General features: G+C 39.5%; 19 protein-coding genes. 11 read left to right on the top strand and 8 right to left on the bottom strand.

Annotation, left to right across the window (positions count from 1 at the left end; all coding sequences use genetic code 11):
* Window positions 1-5: 5 nt before the first annotated feature.
* The 4 genes from CAL6303_RS31440 (at window position 6) to CAL6303_RS31435 (ending at window position 972) form a co-directional block, all read left to right on the top strand.
* Window positions 6-137, top strand: coding sequence for a hypothetical protein (locus CAL6303_RS31440; RefSeq protein ID WP_015197949.1), 132 nt, complete (start codon window positions 6-8; stop codon window positions 135-137).
* A gap of 79 nt (window positions 138-216) precedes the next feature.
* Complete coding sequence (locus CAL6303_RS11125; protein WP_041740434.1) at window positions 217-423, top strand: hypothetical protein; 207 nt, start codon at window positions 217-219, stop codon at window positions 421-423.
* Window positions 423-770, top strand: a complete 348-nt coding sequence (locus CAL6303_RS11120; RefSeq protein ID WP_015197947.1) for a type II toxin-antitoxin system PemK/MazF family toxin — start codon at window positions 423-425, stop codon at window positions 768-770. The genes CAL6303_RS11125 and CAL6303_RS11120 overlap by 1 nt, the downstream gene beginning before the upstream one ends.
* A 73-nt stretch (window positions 771-843) precedes the next feature.
* Entirely contained in the window at window positions 844-972 is a 129-nt protein-coding gene (locus tag CAL6303_RS31435) for a hypothetical protein (protein ID WP_255348455.1), read from the top strand.
* Between the two features lie 30 nt (window positions 973-1,002).
* Here the strand turns inward: CAL6303_RS31435 and CAL6303_RS11115 are convergent, their stop codons facing one another.
* From CAL6303_RS11115 to CAL6303_RS11090, 6 genes are all read right to left on the bottom strand, one after another.
* Window positions 1,003-1,299, bottom strand: a complete 297-nt coding sequence (locus CAL6303_RS11115) for a type II toxin-antitoxin system RelE/ParE family toxin (RefSeq protein WP_015197946.1) — start codon at window positions 1,297-1,299, stop codon at window positions 1,003-1,005.
* On the bottom strand, window positions 1,296-1,562 hold the full coding sequence (locus CAL6303_RS11110; protein WP_015197945.1) for a type II toxin-antitoxin system ParD family antitoxin: 267 nt from the start codon (window positions 1,560-1,562) through the stop codon (window positions 1,296-1,298). Before CAL6303_RS11110 ends, CAL6303_RS11115 begins: the two co-directional genes overlap by 4 nt.
* Window positions 1,563-1,916: 354 nt before the next feature.
* On the bottom strand, window positions 1,917-2,285 hold the full coding sequence (locus CAL6303_RS11105; RefSeq protein ID WP_015197944.1) for a calcium-binding protein: 369 nt from the start codon (window positions 2,283-2,285) through the stop codon (window positions 1,917-1,919).
* 84 nt (window positions 2,286-2,369) lie between these two features.
* The gene (locus tag CAL6303_RS11100) at window positions 2,370-6,230 is read right to left on the bottom strand and encodes an SAV_2336 N-terminal domain-related protein (protein ID WP_015197943.1); all 3,861 of its coding nucleotides are present in this window, start codon (window positions 6,228-6,230) and stop codon (window positions 2,370-2,372) included.
* Window positions 6,231-6,236: 6 nt separating this feature from the next.
* The gene (locus tag CAL6303_RS11095) at window positions 6,237-7,178 is read right to left on the bottom strand and encodes an AAA family ATPase (RefSeq protein WP_015197942.1); all 942 of its coding nucleotides are present in this window, start codon (window positions 7,176-7,178) and stop codon (window positions 6,237-6,239) included.
* Window positions 7,179-7,192: 14 nt separating this feature from the next.
* Window positions 7,193-8,638, bottom strand: coding sequence for a hypothetical protein (locus tag CAL6303_RS11090; RefSeq protein WP_015197941.1), 1,446 nt, complete (start codon window positions 8,636-8,638; stop codon window positions 7,193-7,195).
* Window positions 8,639-8,820: 182 nt separating this feature from the next.
* Here CAL6303_RS11090 and CAL6303_RS11085 point away from each other — a divergent pair, with 182 nt between their 5' ends.
* The 7 genes from CAL6303_RS11085 (at window position 8,821) to CAL6303_RS11055 (ending at window position 18,708) form a co-directional block, all read left to right on the top strand.
* On the top strand, window positions 8,821-9,738 hold the full coding sequence (locus CAL6303_RS11085; RefSeq protein ID WP_015197940.1) for a hypothetical protein: 918 nt from the start codon (window positions 8,821-8,823) through the stop codon (window positions 9,736-9,738).
* A gap of 60 nt (window positions 9,739-9,798) precedes the next feature.
* Window positions 9,799-10,767 (top strand): caspase family protein, encoded by a 969-nt coding sequence (locus tag CAL6303_RS11080; protein WP_015197939.1) that lies wholly within the window; start codon window positions 9,799-9,801, stop codon window positions 10,765-10,767.
* Window positions 10,768-10,780: 13 nt separating this feature from the next.
* Entirely contained in the window at window positions 10,781-12,304 is a 1,524-nt protein-coding gene (locus CAL6303_RS11075; protein WP_015197938.1) for a hypothetical protein, read from the top strand.
* Window positions 12,305-12,325: 21 nt separating this feature from the next.
* Window positions 12,326-13,372 (top strand): AAA family ATPase, encoded by a 1,047-nt coding sequence (locus tag CAL6303_RS11070; protein WP_015197937.1) that lies wholly within the window; start codon window positions 12,326-12,328, stop codon window positions 13,370-13,372.
* On the top strand, window positions 13,369-16,959 hold the full coding sequence (locus CAL6303_RS31070) for an SAV_2336 N-terminal domain-related protein (protein WP_015197936.1): 3,591 nt from the start codon (window positions 13,369-13,371) through the stop codon (window positions 16,957-16,959). Before CAL6303_RS11070 ends, CAL6303_RS31070 begins: the two co-directional genes overlap by 4 nt.
* A 17-nt stretch (window positions 16,960-16,976) precedes the next feature.
* Window positions 16,977-17,354, top strand: coding sequence for a hypothetical protein (locus tag CAL6303_RS31700; RefSeq protein WP_415748902.1), 378 nt, complete (start codon window positions 16,977-16,979; stop codon window positions 17,352-17,354).
* Window positions 17,355-17,508: 154 nt separating this feature from the next.
* Entirely contained in the window at window positions 17,509-18,708 is a 1,200-nt protein-coding gene (locus CAL6303_RS11055; RefSeq protein WP_015197935.1) for an IS4 family transposase, read from the top strand.
* A gap of 149 nt (window positions 18,709-18,857) precedes the next feature.
* Here the strand turns inward: CAL6303_RS11055 and CAL6303_RS11050 are convergent, their stop codons facing one another.
* A complete protein-coding gene (locus CAL6303_RS11050) occupies window positions 18,858-21,554 on the bottom strand; it encodes an NACHT domain-containing protein (RefSeq protein WP_015197934.1) in 2,697 nt (898 codons plus the stop codon).
* Window positions 21,555-21,630: 76 nt separating this feature from the next.
* Window positions 21,631-22,629, bottom strand: a complete 999-nt coding sequence (locus tag CAL6303_RS11045; RefSeq protein WP_015197933.1) for an IS630 family transposase — start codon at window positions 22,627-22,629, stop codon at window positions 21,631-21,633.
* Between the last annotated feature and the right edge of the window lie 34 nt (window positions 22,630-22,663).

Below are 22,663 nucleotides of genomic sequence, written 5' to 3'. Positions count from 1 at the left end.
ATTAGGTGCGATCGCGTGGAGTAGAATTATGCGATCGCCCTTATGAAAATATGAACATCACAGGTGTCAAAGGCTTAACCGATGCCGAAATTTCCACCCTCAAAGCATTAGGCGCAGTGGAAGATGGGGAAATGTAAAATTAAAATACCAGGCAATCTTAAAATACAAGAGGATAAAATCAAAAATAGTGTGAACAACCCAAAAATACTTAAAGCCGTGAATACTCAATTAGTTGATACTTTAGTACAAATTATCCGTTCACTTTCTGCAACAGAGCAAGCCTTACTTGAAAAACAATTGTTTAGCGATGTCAGTCACCCTTCAACCCTGGAACTGATGCACCTCGCAGAAAAAGGTGGAGCTTTAGATTTCTTGTATGACGAACCTGATATTTATACCACCGAAGATGGAGAACCAGTTTGATGACCTTAAGCAAAGGTGATATTGTTTTAACTCAATTTCCCTTCACAGATTTAAGTCAAACAAAATTGCGTCCTGCGGTGATACTGTGGGTAGATTTGGCAAAAGATGAAATTACTCTTTGCTTTATCTCATCTCAGAATGTTAACAATTTAACATCGGAAGAATTCGCAATAATAGACTCCGATCCTGATTTTGTCACAACGGGGTTACGTATTTCTTCTAAAGTGAGAGTCACGAGACTTGCTACCTTAAATCGTCTTTTAGTAGTAAGACGCTTAGGTCAGCTAACAACTAAGCACATACAAAAGCTGAATGAAATTATGATTCAAGCCTTTCAATTATCGTAATATGGTTATTGGGTGATTGGTATGATGCTGCAATTTAGTACATAGAAACTGGCGAATATCTGAAAATATTGAGATGCGATCGCCTCTGGACGCTCCGTGCGATCGCGTAACGTCTCGGAACGAGAATCACCCTTATGAAAATATGAATATCACAGGTGTCAAAGGCTTAACAGATGCCGTAATTTCCACCCTCAAAGCATGATAGTGCAGTGGAAAATCAACAATGCTGAAATTAACCATCAGCAAACAAAGATTCTAAATCTTGACGACCACTAACTATTCGTAAAATCTCAATACCATCATCAATAACCTTATACAAAACAATATATCCATCTAGCGGTAAGCCACGCAAATCGTCTCTAATCTGAGAGTAACTGCGTCCCATATTCGGAAACATGGCTAACTTCTGGCACTTTTTATTAAATTCTCGAAACAGTTTTTCTCCAGCTTCAATATTGACCTCCAAAAAATAATCTGCAATCTGGTTTAAATCCCTACTTGCAGATGGTGAAATAATCAAATTACTCATTCTTTTTCTTGACGCGCCCTTTTAAATCTATTTAGTATTTCTCCTATCACAGTTTCCCCATCTAACCCTTCACCACGGTCAAGTTCTGCAACTGCAACATCCACTTTTTGACGGGTTTCTTCTATCCATTCAGCATATTCAGATTGCAATTTATCAAACAATTTAAACGCTACATCAACGATTTCTTCAGCCGAGTGATATTTACCACTTTGAATTTGTACTTGAATGATTTTTTCCTGTTCAGGTTTTAACTGAATATTCATAATTTTTATCTCGCTGTTAAGTTAAACCATAAATATATGTATAAACCTCAAGGGCAAATAAGGAAGTTGGTGCGAAAATTTATTTCCCTACTATCGATTTCACTATGCAAATTATCTTTTATTACCTTTGACAGTAACTCATCACAATCACAAAATAATTTACTCTATCCAGCCTACTATTATATCACAGGCGTAAAAGGCTTAAGAGATGCCTTCACGTAGTGCGGCGCTAGCCGTAATTGCCACCCTTAAAGCATTGCACGATGGTCTGCTTGCTGCGCTTAGACTACTCCTGCGGAGTATCGTACTACCCAATAGTTTTACGCAAACAGCAGAAAATAACTGGTTTTGTGACTAAAATTCGTATCCCATTGCTACCCAATAATGCCAATCGGCTATGATTTGGGCTGTTTCTTCGTCAACGTCAATGGGTTTAATTTCCGATAGACGTGCGGTAAAAATATCGTCAACGGTTCCCTCTTGGTATCGCACTTCGACAAACATATCGTGAGAACAATCATCTCCTGGGGACATTTCTACAACTTCAACATCCCTTCCTTCGGGACGTTTGCGGGTTATCCATTTGGCTTTAAAGGGGAAGTTCATGTTTTCAGCGAGGTAGTAGTACCATCCCATTGCGCGTTCATCTTCGTCGTATGCATCGACTACAACTTCCATGATGATGCGTTCTTCTCGGTTTTCGTCTCGTTCTATTTTGGACATGAGTTTTGTTTCGGTTGGGGTTTTTGGCAACTAGAAGTATTTTTACTCAAAATGTGTATCAGTTTATAAATATGCCAAAATATATCAGTTCGGTGGTATTTCAATGGTCAATCCCACATTAAAGGGTGATTGGTTAATGTTAAGTGGGATTTCAGCATCTTTGGAATATACGACTATTAATCTCATTTTTTGCCAAACAGTGTCAGATTTTGCTCTTTCATGCCAACCACGCAGCAAACCTAAAAAGTCGTTAGTAATGTCAGGATACTTAAAGATTTCTTCAATATTATCAAAACCGAGAGCGATCGCATTTGGAATTTGAGGTAATAAATATTCTTCTAAATAGTTTGTACAAATAACTTTACTACCAAGACGGTTTCTCCAATTCTGCCAATAATTACTTGAATTATCAGCTAAATTCAGCTTATTGGTTATACTGGAACAAATCCATTGCAAGAGTCTATCTAGATTATCAAGAATATTAACATCAGTAACTTGAAAGTCTATGTTAATAATTTGATAATCTTGCTGATTTGCATATTTAAGAATTCGATTTAATAAAGCAGTTTCGCCTAACTTGGGAGGCTTTTTAATCTGAATTAATGAACCAGGTTTACGAATTTCTTTATAACAATTATTTTCTAATATAGTTTTTCGAGATTTGAGAACAGGTGTCAGATGCTCTGGAATTCCTGCCATCCGAATTGCATTACAGCCAAGTTTATATGCAAACTCAACAGTTCTTCCAGCCCCCAAAGCATCGTAAAATCCTACAGCAAATTCAATTGCAGCTTGATCCCCTATTTCGTGACTCATGCCGATAACATAATCAAGGTGTTGGGCAATGGCTTGAGCTTGAATCTCAGAATAGCAAGCATTCAGTAATACACACTCTACTTGATCTGCAAACAACTCAAATAATCCCGCTAATGCTTCTGCATCCACTAGCTTCTGTTTTCCGGCATTATCTTCAAACACTAAACCCGGTTCTCCTGCACCATGTCCCGAAAAATGGACTATTTGGGGTTCAGAATTGAGAATAGAGCGGTGGATATCTCTGTAGCGTACTACTTCCGCTGATTCAATCACAAATCTGTCCCGTCTTGTTGCCAGTTGTAACCCCTGCTTGATTTCCCGAATCTCCTCACCAAGACGTAAACGAGATGTATTATTAGGATTTGCTGATAAAATTAGGATTTTCTTCAATCCAACTTGCTTTAATTGTCGATTCACCCAATCTTCATTAAAAACTTGTTTATAGATGCGGTTAAAAACTTTTAACTTGTCTCCTTGTTTGACCACTAAACCTGACAAAAGCAAGTGTATTTCTGTTGGAGTATTATCAGCTATTATTTCCTGCTGTAAAATTTTTTGGTATAGCCTTAATAATTTTTCAGGACTGTCTGTGAAACGTAAAATTCTGTTTATAATAGTCTTCAAATGTTGTTTCTCATCTTGTTTTTCCCAGTCTTCAATAATGTTTAAGCGAACTAAATCTTCTATCCAATGAGCTTCATAGCCACTACCTGGTCTAACTATGTTAGATTGTACAGCTAGCGCACACATTTTTTGAGTTAAAAATGGCTGTCCTCCTGTCCAATCAAGAATAGCTTCCATTAGCTTCTGAGGATTTCCAACCCCAGCTAAACCTCTTGCCAAAGGTTCTGTTTCATGAAGTTGAAAACCTTTTAACTCAATCGCATGACCAATATTAAAAGGTGTACGTTTTTTATCTTGAATCAAATCTGAGGGAGTTGCTACTCCCAATAAAGCAAACGTGAGACGATTATAATTCTTGTTTGCAGCGCGGTTGTTATAACATTCTCGAATAAACACAAAAAAATCTTCTTTAAAAGGTAAGTCAATTAATCTATCAATTTCATCAATAAATATAACTACACTTTCTCGATTAGGTCTTTCTATGACTTCTGTTTCAATAAAAATATTTAGCCTCTGTAAAGGTGTTACATGTTTATTTCGTTCCCACCAATCTCTTAATGGAAAGTCTTCATTTAACTTTCTGGCTAATTTAGTGAGTAAACCTCCGTACCATTGCTCTTGCGTTACATTTGGTTCACAAAGTGAACTGATATCTATACCAATACAAACAATCTTATCTTCTTGTAACTTTTGCATTGTGCGAACACGCAGACTAGATTTCCCCATCCCCCTAGAGTTCAACACATAACAAAATTCTCCACGCTTTAAATTTTCATAAAATTCATGATCTGCTTTCCTAGTTACATAAATATGATGTTCGGGAGCTAAACTTCCACCAACTTGATATTCATAAGGAAGTTGAGAAGATTCTTCTTGAACTTGAGATATAGCAGCTTGGGATAAAAGTTGAAAAGACCGCTCGATTTCCTCCCCTAACTCCGCATACTTCCCACCCAAACGCTTCAAAACCTTCGCTGTAATCTGAGCAAAAGGACGCACCAAAACCCCATTAGAACGATCGCCCAACCCCGGATTAAGCAACATCGCGGTAAAATCATCAACCGATAACCCAACCCTTGCTGCTACATATTCCGAAACCTTACGCAATACCTCCGTTGACTCGGTTAACGGAACCCCATCTAGCAGCAAATCCCGCACTCCATCAGCAAAATCAAACTGGATTTTATCCGCTTCTACATCCTCATCAACTGACGACAATGGCTTTAATATCCCACCCAAAAACACCTCAGCCACATGAACTTGGCTCGATTTATCTAACATCGTCTGCTGTATCAACCGCACGACTGGTAAACTAACGGGTGCAGCTGCTAAAAGTCCCGCGAGTTTCCGCGCCATTGGCGAAGCAGTGAGGCGAAAGCGTTGTAAACGTTGTTTGGCTGTAAGCTCGACGCTAGAATTTTCCGTTGATTCGCTACTACCATCAAATATTTCCCCATTAGGTGTTAACAAAAACCCTTTGGTTTGGACCTCTCCCGCACCTGCAACCATCCGCGCCCAATTTTTTAGCGATTCTGGCTCTAGGGTGACTACAGGGATTTTTAGCTTGTTGCAGACATCGCTTTCATCGAGTAAATCCAACGCTGTCATAATCAACTGTTGGTTGGGAACTCCAGGAGCCAAACTCCGTAGCAAAATTGACTCGGCAATACCCAAAGCGCTTCTTTCCCAAAGCCACTCAGGTAATACTTGAATTATTGTTGTTGGGGCAGTGCTAGCCCAAGCTGCTAAGGTTTTGGTAATAGCACCGTTATACCAAGCTGGGGAAACGCAATCGCTGATAATTATAAACAACCGCCGACCGTTGGGGTCAATTAGTTCTCTGGGATTGTGTAACCTTTTTTGCCGGGATAGGTTGCCAGTTCTGGGACGCAGCCAAACTTTATTATCTCGATCGGTAAATAATCCCCAAGTTCGCACGTCTCGGAAAGCACCATGTCTTTCCAGTAGTTGCTTAAATTCTTTAATGGTTTGCTGCCAGAGGAACATCGATGTTCCCTCATCTATCACCAAAGCTACTTCTAGCCAGCGATCGCGTGCGGGACACATTACAGGTAACAAAAGCTTCTCTTCGGCGATGCGTTCTGCGGTGGCAATTTCGTCGAGGATAAATTCGCTTCTGGAAGGAACTCGACGTTTTAAAGGTTTAAGGGAGCGGGATATATCTAACTTGTTTCGCAATGCTTGAGCGGTAGGAACTTTGATGGGTAAACCGCTTGATGTTTCGTTGTTATCCTGGGATGATTGGGGATAAACGTTAGCGCTGGTTTCGGTTTGGGTGGAAGGTTTGGGGAAATTATTTTGGCGATTGCCTGGTAATTTGTGGTCAATTTCTGGGGTTGCTGCTGGTGTTTCCTCTGGTAATTCAGACATTGGCGAAGGGTCGCAACGGCGCATTTGCAGCGCCAGCCAGAGGATATCGGCTATCTCCGTATCGTCTAAATCAAATCCCAAGTGATTAAAAGCACCAATTACCCGCTCAATCATATATCCTCATGTAGTTGTGAGATATGCCATCAATGCCTTGAGCAACCGTTCTTTGTCATTACCAACGGGACTCCTTTCGCGTGTGACTAAATAAATCGCATTAAGTAATTGGTCTGTCGCCAAATCCCCAGCATCGGGTTTATCTCGCAACTGGATAAATTGGTCAATTAAAGCCTCTGCTTCTGACATTACACCATCTCCCAAGTGCGATCGCACAATTTTTTCCAAAGCTTTAGCATCGGGATTTTCCATCGTCAATCGCAAACAGCGTCGTAAAAATGCTGGGGGAAATTCCCGCTCACCATTGCTAGTCAGCAGAACAAAGGGAAATTGGGTACAACGCACCCGTCCTTTGGTAATATTAGCAACACCTCCATCATAACCGCGTACTTTCACCGTTTCGTATTCTTCAGGTAAGCGAGCTAATTCGGGGATTTCAAATTCACCTTCTTCAAATATATTCAGTAAATCGTTGGGTAAGTCAATGTCACTTTTATCAATCTCGTCAATCAGTAAAACGCGGGGATGGGGGGATGGTAACAGGGCTGTTCCCAAGGGACCAAGTTGGATATATTTACCGATATCCCTAGTATTATCCTTACCTTGGGCATCTTGCAAACGAGCGATCGCATCGTAACGATAAAGTCCTTGTTGCAGAGTGGAGCGGGTCGTAATTGCCCATTGCAGCACCGAACCCAATTGTAGTTCTTGAGCAACTTTGTAAGCCAGGGATGTTTTACCAGTTCCCGGTTTTCCCGTCACCAGCAAAGGACGACGTAAATAAAGCGCTGCGTTGACAAGCTCAATTTCATTACGACGGACTTGAAAAGTTTCCCCCCGTTGTTTTTCCTTCTCTTCCCCAAATTCACGCCATTTTGGCGCTGAGGGAAGATTTTTGATGCCATCATGGGGCTTTTCTGTACCTTGAAAAATCAGCCAGTCGCTCATTGCTTGCTCCTTATTTACGATGCAGAAAATTCCAGTGCTGAGTTGGGTGGGATGCGATTGGGGTCATCCCATAATAAAACTAAATGATTACCCAAGTGCATTTCATGGTCTGCTGCTAAACGTTGTTCTTTGATGCGAGCAGATAATTCCCGTAGTGGTTGTTCGAGTAGCGCGTCAAAATGGTGAGGATTTTTGAGATTTGTCACCTCACAACGCGACCAAATTACAATTGGTGTCCCCGCACTATGGATAGCCTTAAGTAAACCATCTCTGTCGGAGTTTGATAAATTACAGCATACCTTGAGAATAATTTTTTCAATTAAGGATTTTCTCAAATGATTGGGGTCAAAACAAGCTTGGGAAATCGTTGTGATTTGCTCAATACAGGGAATATCCTGCCAAATTAGCTGGAGATTTTCCCAATTTTTTTTCCAATAGGAACCTTGTTGCTTGCGTAATGTTTTCAAGCGATCGTAGGAACGCACCACAACCCGATGCTCTTCACCAATAGTAATATCCAAACCTTCGCTATCTTGATACGACCATTTTTCCACCTCATCGCACAGGCGATCGCGTGGCAGAAATATTTCGATGGTTAATTCGGTTGCTTCCCCCTGCAAATATTCATCAAAACACTGCTGGAGTAAGTTACCGAGTAATTGGGGTAATTCTTCCGGTACAAAGGGAATTTCCGGTTGCTGTTCGTCAACAGTTAGAGGTTTGAAACGCTCCCAAGGGTCTTGAATGGTATCATCGGGGATAAACCAAGCTTTGACAAATAGTTCGTTGGTTACTTGTGGTCGAAGTTGGATGAGTAGATAAGAATGTAATGATTGGGTTGATGGGGATTTTTTGTTAGTTTTAAAGGCTTGATTTGTTAATAGTTGTTTGAGCTTTTCGCGGATGCTTTCAGGAATATTATTATCTTGGGTTAATAAAGACGCAAATTTTAATAAAGGTGTATCACTAGGATTCTGGTAAGGGATTTCCTCTAGTTGCTTTAAAGCTTCATTAACTGTTTTGTATGTATTTCGCCAAATATACCAATCGTCGGGAACAGTTGCTGAAAATGCCTTATTAATAGTACCATCATCAAGGTTATTTACTAGAAGAATGATTTGATTTTGAATATTTTGCTGTGTAACATCTCCGGTAGTTAAATCCCTTGCTACCATTAAATCTTTCAAAATGTCTTGCTGCGTTTCTGTTTTTACAATTCCCTGATTCATGACTTCTCGCAAAGCTTCCCTAATAGCCTCTGCGTCTGTGTTGTTGTAAGTGCGATCGCCAATGTGAATATCTCTGCCTTCAGATATATTGACAATATTCTTACCAATCTGAATCTCATTGTCACCATTACTCGCACGCAGTAAACTCCGTAGAGTTTGGCGATCGCTCTCTGTTTCCTGATGGTTAATAATGCGTTCAAAAATAGCCTTTAGGTCGTCATAGTCACTCATTTATGTCAGTCGGGATTATGGCTAGCTCGAAATAGGTGCTGGAAAGCAGAAAAAATACTGTTGATAATTAGTGCTTATTATGACATATACTACAATTTTAGTGTTCTCTAACTGTATAATCTCGTAAACATAGAAAATTATAGTCATCAAAACTTATATTTTCCAATAGGAGAGCAAACATTGTGAGTAGTGTTTTTGCAGACATCAAAGTTATTGGCGAGTGTGAAGAACCCGAATGGATCGCAGCAAAACTGCAACAGATGCAAGACCCAGACTTTCGGGGTGATGTGCTGGAAAATATGAATGAAACTCCAGGTGGTAAAGGGATTTTAGAGTTTTTAAACTTAGTTCAAGACCAACCTTGGATGTATGCTAGCCATAAATTTGGTTATATAGCTCCCCGCAAACCGGGTTCAATGAAACCTCAAATAATCCAACATCCCAGTGCGATCGCTGCCGATACTAGTCTTAAAAATAGCAGCATAAATATTCGTTTAGACCGTCTGCATATTGCAAAATATCCAGGTGGTGGGACACACAATGTGATGGTGACATTTGCTGCTCGCAATCAGGTAGCAGACACGCAGGAAACAGTCAGTTTTAGCCAAACTTACCGTGTACAAGAAGGACAGTCTGCTGGTATTGCAGGTTATCCCGTATTTATTGGTTTAAATGTTGGTTCCCAAGGAGTAGCTTTTGAATGCTCAACGGTAAATGTTAAAAATAACGAAGACCAAGCAATATTAAGCACATTAGAATCTTCTCCATTTCAAAGTGGACTTAAATTACTTACAACTGCACAACCTGCGATCGCACCATTTACGGAAATCACGGTAGGTGTTGTCAAAATGTTGGCACAACGCAACGAAAATGTCGCGGTGCAAAAATTTTACCTGGGATTGGATTTTGAAAACATGGCAATGGGGTGTCGTTTAGCAGAAGGTAATTACATCGCAATCCAGGTTCCTGATGAAATAGCTATTGATTGGAAGCAGTGGATTTACAAACCCGATCTAGGTGTCATTGTACATAAATCAGATGATTATGAAACCCTGCCTTACAATTATGTGATTTTCCGTGTAAGTCGTTATGAAAATTAATTAACTCTTAAATTATCTTGTTTGCAATTGAAGATGTTGTTTTCATGGAGGTAAATCCAAATGGGCGATAATTTAACTAAGTTCAGTAATGGTTATGCACTCTTAATTGGCGTTGGAGAATCTAAATATGCTCCTTTATCTTTACCTGTTACAGTGAAAGATACTCAAGGTATTTATGCAGCTTTAATTGATCCAGAATTATGTGCTTATCCTGATGATCAAGATCATATTCGTGTTTTAAATAATCAAGAAGCAACAAAAGCTGCGATTGTAGATGGATTGAGTTGGTTAAAGGAAAAAGCTGAATCTGATAAAAATGCAACCATTTTTATTTACTATTCTGGTCATGGTTGGGTGGATAAGAACACACAAAAATATTATTTATTGCAACACGATATTAAGCCTACTAAACTTGCAAGTTCTGCATTAGCAGCAGAAATTTTTACCGATGCATTGCGAGAAATTCAAGCGGAACGCTTATTAGTTGTGATTGATAGTTGTCATGCTGCGGGAATGGCAACTTCTAAGGATGCAGATTTAGAGCTAGAAGAAGAATTTGATGATTTTATTCGAGTTGCTCCATCCAAGGGCTTTATTGATGAACTAAAGCAGGGTAAAGGGAGAGTAGTATTTACTTCTTCCAAAGGTGAGCAAAAATCATATCTCAAAGATGATTCATGTAGTATCTACACATACCATTTCCTCGAAGCTTTACAAGGTGCTGGGAATAAATCGGGTGATACAGAGGTGCGAGTTTCTAATATCATGAATCATCTGGGTAAAGCTGTACCAGAAAGTGCGCGTCAGTACAATGTAGAGCAAGTTCCTCATTTTGATCTGGATGCAGGAGATTTTGCGATCGCGCAATTACGAGGTGGTAAAGGTTTACCTAGTAAGGGGTGGGATGAGGTGCGATCGGAAGCGACACAGAAGATTAATAAAATAGCTGATGTCATAAATCAACATGGAAAGTTTATTACTAATATTAATGAAGCTCATGGTATTCATATTGGTGATAATTATTCATAGGAGATTATAAAATATGAATATTAATGAAATTGAAATCAATGCGATTTTTGATAAAATTACTGATAATCAGCATACTGCTGCGGATCTATTGGTATTACGAAAGACTCTTAATGCAGGCGATAAATCGACTTTAAAACAGTTGGGAAAATATATCACCAATATTGAAGAGGGGAAGGATATACATATAGGCGATCGCACCTACAATCAGTGGGATAAGGACGCGATGGAAGCCTTAGTTAAAGCCATTCAAGCAACAAGTGGTATTCATCAAAATACTCAAGATGGGGATGTAGCCGCAAGAGATATTGATAAACGTAATGTTTACAAAAATTGTACATTTATTCAATTGCTGTCTAGCGATAGTAATTTTAGTAATCTTTCTCAAGAGTCTTTAAATGATTTAGATTTTTCTCGTATCCCTCAAGAAAGTATTCAACAAGCCTATCAAGAAGCTTTACCTCCTGATGCTGGTGTGTGGGGTTTAGAGGAAAATAATATTACACAAATATTACAGAAGCTTGAGCAATTTAGAAGATTGTTTGATTTTTTCAATAGATTAAGCCAAGATAAAAATGTTCCTCAAGAGATTCGTAATAAATTGAATGTAGTTGCTGAAGAACTAGCATTAAAAAAGTATCCAGACGAGAATAAAAATAAACTACCAGCAGATTTTGTTTCTAACAAAGAAGGACAACTACAATCTTATTTAATCGCTACCCTTGAGCGTTGTAGTGATAACGAGGATTTTTTACTAAATGCCTGGTTAATTATTGATGACTCAATACCAGGAAATAACCTATCTAAGTTTACATCACTACTCGCTCAAGATGAACAGCAACAAGGAACATTATGTAAATTTAATGACATACCCAAACAACTCAATAAATTTCTAAAAACAAGCCTCAAATATCTTAGGGGTAAACAATATCAGCTAATTATTGAGATATTTTTACCAAGTGATTTAATTGGAACAGAGGTAGATCGCTGGAAAATTTCTGACCCAATAGTAGAGGAAATAACTTTGGGAATTAAATATCCAATTCGACTGCGGTCGCTAGAACGTTTGGATATTGATTATTTAGATTCTTATTTATCTGATTGGTATAAATATTGGGACAAGGTAAAAACAGTTTTACATAATGAACCGATTCAAGAACTATTTGCACATCTTCAGGAAATGGAAACTTTTAATTGGAAGTCGTTGAGAAATAATTTACAGGAAAAAATCGGACTTAAGTTAACTTGCGCTCCCCCCAAAGCCAAAACCAAGGAGTTATTTAAAGCTATCTTAACTGCAACAACACCAATTGCTATTTGGACAAGATATGATATTCCTAATTTTGATCATGTGTCAGCAATAGATGAAATATTAACTTTTAAACCATTATGCCATTTGTGTGAATCAGTTAGACAAACTAGAGAAAAAGCTGATGCTCAAACTGAAGAACATTTAGGGTTTCATTTAGCCCTGCTTTGGGAAGACCCTTATCGTCTTACCCCTAATGTCATGCTGGAATTAAAAACACCTGGACAATAGCAAGGAAGTTAAATTAAAAAGATGACTGATTGGAAAATTTTTCAAGGTAATAGTGAACCGCACGATAACATTAATCAACTTCCCCCACCCCCAAGTTGGCGTAAATTTCTGGATGTAGATGATCAAATAGTTGCACAAACTGAGCAGCGCTGGCAAAAGTTTTGTGAGGAGTCAGAGCATAATATTAAAGATGAGGAACGGGGTAAAAGTTTCCGTATCCACACCGATAAAAATAATGATAGAAATACTGTTATTAATATGGTCAATGCAGCACTGTATTTAAGACGACCTTTGTTAGTAACAGGAAAACCAGGGACAGGTAAAACCTCTTTGGCTTATGCTGTGGCTTATGAACTAAAACTGGGGGCGGTGTTACCTTGGTATATTACCGCTCGTTCAACCTTACAGGAAGGACTTTATCGTTATGATGCGATCGCACGTCTGCAAGATGTACAGATGGGTGATAAAAGTAAGGATATTGGTCGCTATATTCAACTGGGACCGCTAGGTACAGCCCTTCTCCCTTCCCGTCGTCCTCGTGTATTACTAATTGACGAAATAGACAAAAGTGATATTAATTTACCCAATGATTTACTCAATTTATTTGAAGAAGGGGAATTTGAAATCCCAGAATTAGCGCGAATTTCCAAAGAAGTAAATCAGGTAGAAGTTCGTACTTATGATGGGATAGATGTCCCAATTAAAGCAGGTAGAGTGCGCTGTCAGAATTTCCCTTTTATTCTGTTAACTAACAACGGTGAGCGCGATTTTCCCCCAGCATTTCTGAGGCGTTGTTTAAGGTTAAATATGCCCTATGAACCGGATGCAGACGCTTTGAAGGAGATTGTGAAGGCACATTTAGGCAGCGATACAATAACGAAAGATGAGGAAAAAATTAATCAATTAATTGCCAAATTTAGAACATTGCGAGAAAGTGGGGATATAGCAACAGATCAACTGCTGAATGCCATTTACATGGTCACTCGTGAGTTTAAACCGGAACAAGCAGAAGAACAAGACCTGATTGAAGTGTTGCTAAAATACTTAACCAGTGCGGAGGACAGATGATTGACCAGTTAATTACTGCATTGAGTAAAGAAGTAGAAATGTCAGCCGTAGAAATTGCTGATACGCTTTGGCTGGCACTTCAAATGCAGGAATTTCAAGCTGAGTCAGTCTCCTCTGGTTTACCCTTGAACAAAGAAGACGAGAGAGGGATTAACAAGCAGGAAAGTCAGTCAGAGCAGGGAATATTGCCAAATATTTCAGACTTAGAAAAAACACAAACTCAGCCACCAGAGGAACAAAAAGCGGGCATTTACCCTCGAAATCAACAACATACCTCAAAATCTTTAGATTTATCCTTTAAAGTCCCTGATGCTCCTTCTTTGCGTGAGCCTTTAACCTTAGCACGGGGGTTAAAACCCTTAATGCGTCGTGTTCCTTCTGGTAGAGAATTAGTTTTAGATGAAGCCGCCACAATCCAACGAATTGCAGATGAAGGGCTTTGGATACCTGTAATCAAACCCACGGTAGAACCTTGGTTAGATTTGGAATTAGTGGTTGATGAGGCAATTTCCATGCAAATTTGGAGACATACCATTAAGGAATTGGAACGACTGCTGAAAAACTATGGAATTTTCCGAGATGTGCGGGTCTGGGGACTAATTACAGATGAAAACGAACAAGTTCAGATTCGTCGCGGTATCGGTGCAACGGCTAAAAATCAAACTACCCGTAGTCCCAAGGAATTAATTGACCCCAGTGGTCGGCGTTTGGTGTTGGTGGTCAGTGATTGTGTATCATCTCTTTGGCGCAATGGAGCAGTTACACCTGTATTAGAACTGTGGGCAAAACAAGGGTCAATGGCAATTGTTCAGATGCTTCCCAAGTGGCTGTGGAAAAGAACTGCTTTAGGTAGAGCCTCAGAAGTGCGGTTGCGGGGGTTAACTCCGGGAATGTCTAACCATAAATTAATCGCCAAGGAAGTGTCATTGTGGGATGAACTGGAGGAGGAAAAGGGGGTTAAAGTCCCTGTATTTACATTAGAAGCGGATAAGGTAGTTACTTGGGCGCAAATGTTGTCGGGTAAGGGCGGTATTTGGACATTGGGATATGTGTTTAAGTTAGATGCAACTCCTGTTAACAAAGACAATGGCTTATTTAATCTGGCTCATAGTGATTTGAGTGCAGAAGAGCGTGTACAGGCGTTTCGGGTAACAGCTTCACCAATGGCAAGAAAATTGGCGGGATTATTAGCTTCTGCACCTGTAATTAGTCTGCCAATTGTGCGATTAATTCGAGAAGCAATGTTAAAAGATTCTCAACAAGTTCATGTGGCTGAGGTGTTTTTAGGAGGATTATTAAAGTCATTATCAGAGATAAATGCAGATACCAATCCTGATTATGTTCAGTACGATTTTATGGATGGGGTGCGGGAGTTATTAGTTGATTCTGTTCCTTCTCAGTATGTGTTGAATGTGGTGGATGAGATATCAAAATATGTGGCGAGAAAGGCAGGTTTATCACTGGAAGATTTTGCTACTGTATTGAGAAATCCACAACAATTTAAAGATAGCGGAATTGTTGAGGAAGTTGGATATTTTGCAACAGTTACTGCTCAGGTGTTAAGGCGTTTGGGTGGGGAGTATGCAAAGTGGGCTGATGAGATTAATACACAACTGCTAGAAGAAGATACAAAAGTTTTGTATGAAGCTAGATTATTCATTATCGGTGAAGGAGGAGTAGGTAAAACTAGCCTTGCCAACAAACTTATTGACTCCAAATACAAGCTCAAGCTTGAGGGTGGTGACAACCCCGAAAAATCCACCGAAGGGATTGATGTATTGCATCTCGACTTTCCTAACTTCAGTGGCAATCCCTTCCGCATGAATATCTGGGATTTCGGCGGACAAGAAATCTACCATGCCACTCACCAATTTTTCTTTACCAAACGCTCTCTCTATCTCCTCGTTGCCGACACCCGCCAAGACAACACTGACTTTAACTACTGGCTTGAAGTTGTCGAACTCCTCAGTGAAGCTAGTCCCGTCATCATCGTCAAAAACGAAAAACAAGATCGCCCCTGCCAAGTTAACGAAAATCAACTACGAGGACGCTTCCCTAACATCAAAAAAATCCTCTCCACTAACCTTGCTAGTAATCGCGGACTTTCCGAAATCCTCACCGCCGTCCAACACCATATCAGCCAACTTCCCCACATTGGCACCCTACTACCCAAAACCTGGGTACGAGTCAGGGAAGCCCTAGAAGCCGATAACCGCAATCACATCACCCAAGACGAATTCTTCACTCTCTGCGATACCCACGGCTTCAAACGCCGCGAAGACAAACTTCAACTCAGCGGTTACCTTCACGATCTTGGTGTCTGTCTCCACTTCCAAGAAGACCCCATCCTCAAAAACTGGGTCATCCTCAAACCCGAATGGGTTACCACCGCAGTCTACACCGTCCTTGATACCCCAGAAGTCCAAAAAGCCCTCGGTTGCTTCACCCACAAGGATCTTGCGAAAATTTGGGCAGATGATCAGTACAGCGACATGCGCGATGAATTGCTGCAACTGATGATGCGGTTTAAACTCTGTTACGAAATCCCCCACCGTCCCCGCACCTACATCGCCCCCCAACTTCTCTCTCCTAACCAACCTAAATACGATTGGGACGACAGGGAAAACCTGATCCTGCGTTATTACTATGATTTTATGCCCAAGGGAATGCTCACCCGCTTTATTGTCGAAATGCACAAGCCAATTGATAATGAACTTATCTGGAAGGATGGCGTAATCCTCACCGATGGTAATGCCCGCGCTGAAGTCATCGAAGCCTACTACAAAAATGAAATCCGCATCCGAGTATCCGGTTTTCCCAAAAAAGACCTCCTCACACGCATCCGTCACGAGTTTAATAAAATCCACGACTCCTACGAAAAACTTCGCTATCAAGAATTAATCCCCTGCAATTGTCCAACTTGCAAAGGTTCCCAAAATCCCCATGCTTATGCACTTAAAAAACTCCAAGAACGGATTCAAAATCAAAACCACGAGATTGAATGTGATAAACCTCCCTACCACAAAGTCAATGTTCATAGTTTGATTGATGATGCAATCGGACACATCCAAATTAGCCAAGCAACTGAAAACGATCAAAGAGAAGAATATTATTCGAGAGAAGCCTATGAAGACATGCAAGAAATCACTAAACTAGCTGTTAGCCGAGAAATAACTCTTAAACAGGAGCAAGCCATGACAAATGAAAAAAATCAAACATGGACAGGCGATCGCGTCGATGGTGATAAAGTCATGGGTGATAAAGACACCATTGCCGGCAACAAAATGAAAACTGGTGATGTCGCGGGTGATGCGATCGCAGGTAACAAAATCGTCAACTCCCAAAACCTTGCCCAAGCCGCAAAAGATATTAAAGATTTACTCGATCAAATCTCTGCTACCGATCGAAGCAATAAACCCACTATCATAGCCGTCAAAGCAATCGAAGCGATCGAAAAAAATCCCACCCTCAAAGATCGCATCATCAATGCCGGGAAAGAAGCCGGATTTGCAGCCCTCGATGCCGCAGTCGATCATCCCTCTGTCAAAATCGTCACCGCCGCCATCAAAGGTGCGATGGAAGCTTAGTAACGTCAAACTGGTAGATTGAATCTCAGTGCGATCGCATAGTCAAACACCAGCAGACTGATACCGATATCACAGTTCTGCGACAATGGCTTAGTGATGGTGGTCAGATTATTTCTCAGCAAGGGAAATATGCAGTTAACCTGGGACAAGGACAGGAAATTCATATTGGTGATATTTACCAAGGTGCAGATGCAGAAGCAATTGGAAAAATAATTCGCTCTATCCTGGAAGAACTAAAAGCTACTGCTAAATTTGCCACGTCTCAAGAAATTTCGCTCCCTTCTTGCCAGAATAATAAGCTACCTGTTGATGACCTAGTACAACAAGTGCGATCGCGCATTCACGACACCATCCAAAGTTTACACGGAACAATAGACTTGTCCGTAAATTTATAACCCAGTCTGTACAAGGGTTTTAAAGATTGCTTATATGTATTCACTCAACCTAACCTTAACGGGTGACAATATGGTTTGCGAGTATATGTAGCAAGGATCTGAGAAAATAAAGTGGCAAAAAAATAGGGGAAATTGCTCCCCAAGAAAAATAAAAATGTTGCCACAATCATACCAAAAAATTTTCCAGAAACATTTGAGTGAACAGCAGTATCTAACCCTAGAGTTGCTGTTACTATTAATACAAGCATATCGTCAGGTCAAGCTCTCCACCTTAGCAAATTTATTTCCTCAGCCAATTACCTATGAAAGTCGAAAACGCAATCTGCAACGTTTTTTAGTTGTAGGTAGCCTGTGTGTGAAATTACTGTGGTTTCCATTAGTAAAATATTGGATTAGACAATCACAAACTGGACATAATCTCAACCGAGAACAACGTCGCTATTACAAACAACAAAAGCATAAAAAATATGGTTACTGGATGATTGGCATTGACAGAACCCAATGGAAAGATCGCAATTTATTTATGGTAACTTTAGTGTGGGGCACTCATGCATTACCCTTATATTGGGAAACATTGCCTCATGTGGGTAACAGTAACTTTCAAGCCCAAAAGCGTTTATTAAGTATAGCTCTTTCCTTATTTAAGAATTATCCAGTTTTAGTAATAGGAGATAGAGAATTCCATAGTCCCAAACTCGCTCAATGGCTTGATAACAGGGGAGTATACTTCGCATTACGTCAGAAAAAAGACCTTCATTTTCAAGAAGAATCTGATGAAGAATATCAAATTCTTAAAGACAAAGGATTTAAACCTGGAATGTCGAAGTTTTATATAGGAGTCAAGTGTAATAAAGGTGATGGGTTAGGTCTATTTAATCTTGCTGTCTACTGGAAACGAAAATACCGAAATCAAGGTTCACAGCAACCGTGGTATATCCTAACTAATTTACCGACATTCAAACAAACTTTAGAAGTTTATCGTTGTCGTTGGGGAATTGAGCAATTTTTTCGTGACTGTAAAACAGGAGGTTATAACCTTGAGGATACCAAAGTCAACGAAACTCGTTTTTTAGCCTTAGTATTACTGATTGTAATTGCTTATAGTTTAGGGACAATGTACGGTCAGCGAATGCAAATATTAGGTATCGAAACTTATGCCGGACGTATTAAACAGCACAAAGATAAATACCCACGCCAGAGTGATTTTAGTTTTGCCATTTATGGTCAAAGATGGATATATGCTATGGAATTATGGGCTGATTTAGCTCTGGGCTTGATTGCCCTCAAACCCCACAAACGCCTGCATTTTCAGCGTGGGTTTCATGCTCTATCCCTTATGAAACAAGCTCTTTAGCCCTGTTGTCACCCGGTAAGGATATTCACATACAATCAATTATTTAAAATCAAATTGACGCAGTTGAGCTAAGTTAATCAAAGTTTCCGCAAGTTCTACATCCTGTTACTCGAAGCGATCAATATATATCTAGTTAAGTACAATAATCGCTATTGAAACCAAGCTTCATAAAATGCTTTATAAGATAATTCTTGAGAATAGCACCAAAGTAGTTCATAACAGTCTCGAAAGCGAAAGAATTCGTCTTCATAAATTTTATTTGTTAAACAATCTCTTAATTTAGATATTAATAATGAATAATATAAAATATCAGTATTTATATTTGCTTTTAAGGTTTGGCAGGCTCTATAATATACCTCATCATCTGGGTCACTTTGTATAAGTTCTATTAATTTAATAAATAAGTCATAAGCAATCTCTTCATCATTCATTAAAAGCTCACAAGCTTCAATCTGCATATATATGTGTAATGTGGGCATTAACTCACGTAAAAGTAAAATTGCTTCTCTATTCCTTGGATTAATTGCTACAAGGGTTTTTGTAGTATAAAAAAGATAAATTAAATCTGGTGAACTTTCTATTTCTTTATTGAGAGCAGCAATAGCATCTAAATTTTCATGAGAAGCAAGACCAAGCGCGATAATAGTCTTGAGTTTTATATGCCGAGGATGCTCATAATTTAATATTTTGATTAGTGCTTGAATTAGTAATACATTGTTTTTACTAATTAATTCAATCAGTTGAGACAATCTATAAGTAATACTTTCTCCAGGGTTACTTTTTATAATGAGTTTATCGATTTCAGTAATTATATCTAATACATTATTTTGCTTCAAAATTATTTTGTTTTGTTCGCGTAATTGTTTCTCTCTACATATCAAAATAATTTGTTTAGTTTTACCTATTGTTTTTTGATCATTTACTAAATTAAATAGTTCTTGCAATATATTTTTTGTGTACAAATCATCTAAAATCGGGAAAACAGCATCACTAAGAAATAACCAGTAATTATGCTGTTTCTGCTCTCCAAAAAGATTTAATATATAATTAACTATTTCTTTGAAAATTTCTTTATATTGTTTGCGAATACCAATTTCCATAAGGCAATATATTACTATCATATATGCTTGGTGTTCGTAAAAGCTTTTAACACTAATGTTCCAACTTTTGCAAGCATCTTCAAAAGACATTAAAGCTTCAATGGCTGGTAAAAAATTATTTTGGGGGAATCCAATCCAGAGAAAAAATATTTCCCTACACTGCTGTTCAAAAATTCGATAGCTTGCATTTGGATGACTGGGATTATCAGGAATATGATTTAGGAAATAATGCCAATCATCGATCGCCAACGCTGCAAAATACTCCTGAAAGGTCGGATGGAAAAACCCATAAACCCCCTTCCTGGGATTATCCCCATCCACCCCTACCTTATTCAACCATCCCAACCGCAACGCTAACCCAAACAACGAATCTGCATCATCTGGTTCCCCCAAATACTCACAGACAAAATCCTGTCGCAATCGAAACCGCGTTGCTTCCTTCTCGATCGCCTCCCTTGCCAATTCTCCTAAAGCTGTATTCAACCGCTTGCGCTGCTCCCCCGTCGTCGCAAACTGCCCCTTCTTCCACTCGTAAAAATCCGCGACAAATTGCTCGTATAATCCCGCTTTTGTTTCCGGTAATTTCCCCTCACCCAAGTACCAATTGAAACACAGAAGCGTCAACCGCAACGGATTTTTCGCCAAATCCCGAATTCGTTCTTTCCCCGATTCAGCCAAAGCTGCACACAACCTTTCCCCTATCTGGGTTTCTGCCGATGGGAGCGAGGCAAACCAATTGCCTATAAATTGTTCCACCTGCTGGGGATAGGAAAACTCCAGGGTGCGATAATTATCGAAGGAATCGAGGGAATTGCTACCACCATCCCAAAGATTTAACCGACACGAAAGCACAATCCGCGCTTGTTGTAGTAAACTTCCCGCACGAAGTTGGCGATCGCATTCTCCCAAAGGATTACCCTGCGTTGCTTGCATTTCATCCACCCCATCCAGCAACAGCCACACCAAACCTCGGTTAAACTGAGCTACAAAATCATCTTTAACTTGGGTAGATGCTTCCGCTTGTCCAACTTTTCGAGCTACCGCTTGCAACCATTTATCGAACAAATATACTTCCAGTTCCTGTCCCTGCAAATCTGCCAGAGATATCCAAATCACTATCGCATCGGGTATTTCACCGGATACCCAACTAGCGATTTGCTGCAACAGGGTAGTTTTCCCCGCTCCCGGTTCCCCGATAATTGCAATGCGTTTTCCCTGGCTTTTGGGACTTTGCCGTTGCTTGAGTACCTGCTGTAAAAATTGCTGATACTCAAAGGTTTGGGTAATTTCCGTCTCCCGGTAAAGTTCCGAACCCTGCTCTGGTGAAACATCCTCCTTTCGTCGGGTTTGCTTTTTTCGCTCCACCAATCCCAGGGGTACGTATACTTGTGTAGTACGATGGCTAATTCCCTCACCGGATGTGAGTGGGTTTGTGGTGAGTCGCTGCTGCTCAGACAGCATGATTTGGCTAATATCGTGCCAGTCAATTTCTATGTGTTGGGTATTTTGGGAAAGTACCTCCCGCAAAATAGCGCGAATAGTCTCTGCGTCAGTACCTTGGTAAATCTTATCGCCAATATGAATATCCTTACCATCGGCAATATTGACGTTGTATTTCCCCAACTGCACAACATTTTTATCGCTATTTGCCGTGATGAATTGACGCAATTGGGCAATGTCATCCTCATTTGCATTTTGGTTGAGGATGCGATCGCATATTTCTTGTAATTCCCACGAGTCAGCCATTGCTTAAACGCATTTTTATAGCATGAAAATATACAGAAATTATAGAGAATTTATCGAAACAGCGCCTAATAAGTAGCTAGTCAAAATTAATTACATAATTTTGACCAAATTCTCTCAGGATTTTTTCGAGAGATGTAACAAAAGTTTGCCAGCTAGAATAAGCATCTATTTCAATCCATTGATACTTAATAAATCGCCAGAGAATTTCAATGAGATTCAAATCAGGCGAATAAGAGGGTAATTCAAAAATTGTAATACCACGCTCTTTCCATTCTTCAATTTTATCAAGAACAATATCACTTGTGTGAATTGAAGCTCTATCTGCAACAATATATGTTGGCTTATTTACAGTAGGAAAGAATGTATCAATACAAGCAACAACTACATCAGAATTAATGGTTTGAGATGAAACATAAGTTTCTAGATGATTCTTTCTACTCATAATTCCTAAAACATTTAGACGAGGACTGCGGCGGCTTTTAATTTTTAAATATTCACCGATATTTTGCCAACCATAAGGAACCGTAGGTATTAAACAAAATCCGGCTTCATCTAAGTAGTATAAGTTGATTTTTCCTTCATCTTCTAAACGTTTTAATTCTGACAGCTTTTCTTTTTTATCCTTGTATTCCAAGGGATCTGGCTTTCCAAACACATCTCTTCTCATCCGATGCCAGCTCATAGATAATCTTTTAAGTATCCTTTTTATTGTTTCAGCACTAACTACAACATCCCATTCCTCTTTTACTTTTTGCAATACTCTTTTTATTTGTCTTGGTTCAAGTCTAGCCCATTCTCTAATTTCCTCTTCTTGTGAGCGTTCAAATATTTTTTTGCTACCTCTACCTGGCTTGTTGTATAGTCCTACCATCCCTTCAGATTCCCAACGATTTTGCCAGTTATAGATTGTCTTATAACTCACACTAAATATTCTCATGAGTTCATCGACTTTCACCCCTTGCGAAGCTAATATTAGAAAGTGCGCTCTTTGTCGTACTTGATGATGTCGGCTCTGGCGATATATCCTTTCTAGCAGTTTCAAAGAAAGGGGATTTATTTCTTTGATAAAGAACATAATAAGACCTTATCCATAACACAAGCTGAATCCA

It is taken from the genome of Calothrix sp. PCC 6303, assembly GCF_000317435.1.
Classification (GTDB): domain Bacteria; phylum Cyanobacteriota; class Cyanobacteriia; order Cyanobacteriales; family Nostocaceae; genus PCC-6303.
Note: the sequence above shows the minus strand (reverse complement) of the source record. Positions and strands in the feature narration are given on the sequence as shown.

Excerpts from the sequence above, each read along its gene's own strand:
- CAL6303_RS11120 (WP_015197947.1), top strand. The coding sequence starts at position 423 with ATGACCTTAAGCAAAGGTGATATTGTTTTAACTCAATTTCCCTTCACA.
- CAL6303_RS31435 (WP_255348455.1), top strand. The coding sequence starts at position 844 with ATGCGATCGCCTCTGGACGCTCCGTGCGATCGCGTAACGTCTCGGAAC.
- CAL6303_RS11115 (WP_015197946.1), bottom strand. The coding sequence starts at position 1,299 with ATGAGTAATTTGATTATTTCACCATCTGCAAGTAGGGATTTAAACCAG.
- CAL6303_RS11110 (WP_015197945.1), bottom strand. The coding sequence starts at position 1,562 with ATGAATATTCAGTTAAAACCTGAACAGGAAAAAATCATTCAAGTACAA.
- CAL6303_RS11105 (WP_015197944.1), bottom strand. The coding sequence starts at position 2,285 with ATGTCCAAAATAGAACGAGACGAAAACCGAGAAGAACGCATCATCATG.
- CAL6303_RS11100 (WP_015197943.1), bottom strand. The coding sequence starts at position 6,230 with ATGATTGAGCGGGTAATTGGTGCTTTTAATCACTTGGGATTTGATTTA.
- CAL6303_RS11095 (WP_015197942.1), bottom strand. The coding sequence starts at position 7,178 with ATGAGCGACTGGCTGATTTTTCAAGGTACAGAAAAGCCCCATGATGGC.
- CAL6303_RS11090 (WP_015197941.1), bottom strand. The coding sequence starts at position 8,638 with ATGAGTGACTATGACGACCTAAAGGCTATTTTTGAACGCATTATTAAC.
- CAL6303_RS11080 (WP_015197939.1), top strand. The coding sequence starts at position 9,799 with ATGGGCGATAATTTAACTAAGTTCAGTAATGGTTATGCACTCTTAATT.
- CAL6303_RS11075 (WP_015197938.1), top strand. The coding sequence starts at position 10,781 with ATGAATATTAATGAAATTGAAATCAATGCGATTTTTGATAAAATTACT.
- CAL6303_RS11070 (WP_015197937.1), top strand. The coding sequence starts at position 12,326 with ATGACTGATTGGAAAATTTTTCAAGGTAATAGTGAACCGCACGATAAC.
- CAL6303_RS31070 (WP_015197936.1), top strand. The coding sequence starts at position 13,369 with ATGATTGACCAGTTAATTACTGCATTGAGTAAAGAAGTAGAAATGTCA.
- CAL6303_RS11055 (WP_015197935.1), top strand. The coding sequence starts at position 17,509 with ATGTTGCCACAATCATACCAAAAAATTTTCCAGAAACATTTGAGTGAA.
- CAL6303_RS11050 (WP_015197934.1), bottom strand. The coding sequence starts at position 21,554 with ATGGCTGACTCGTGGGAATTACAAGAAATATGCGATCGCATCCTCAAC.
- CAL6303_RS11045 (WP_015197933.1), bottom strand. The coding sequence starts at position 22,629 with ATGTTCTTTATCAAAGAAATAAATCCCCTTTCTTTGAAACTGCTAGAA.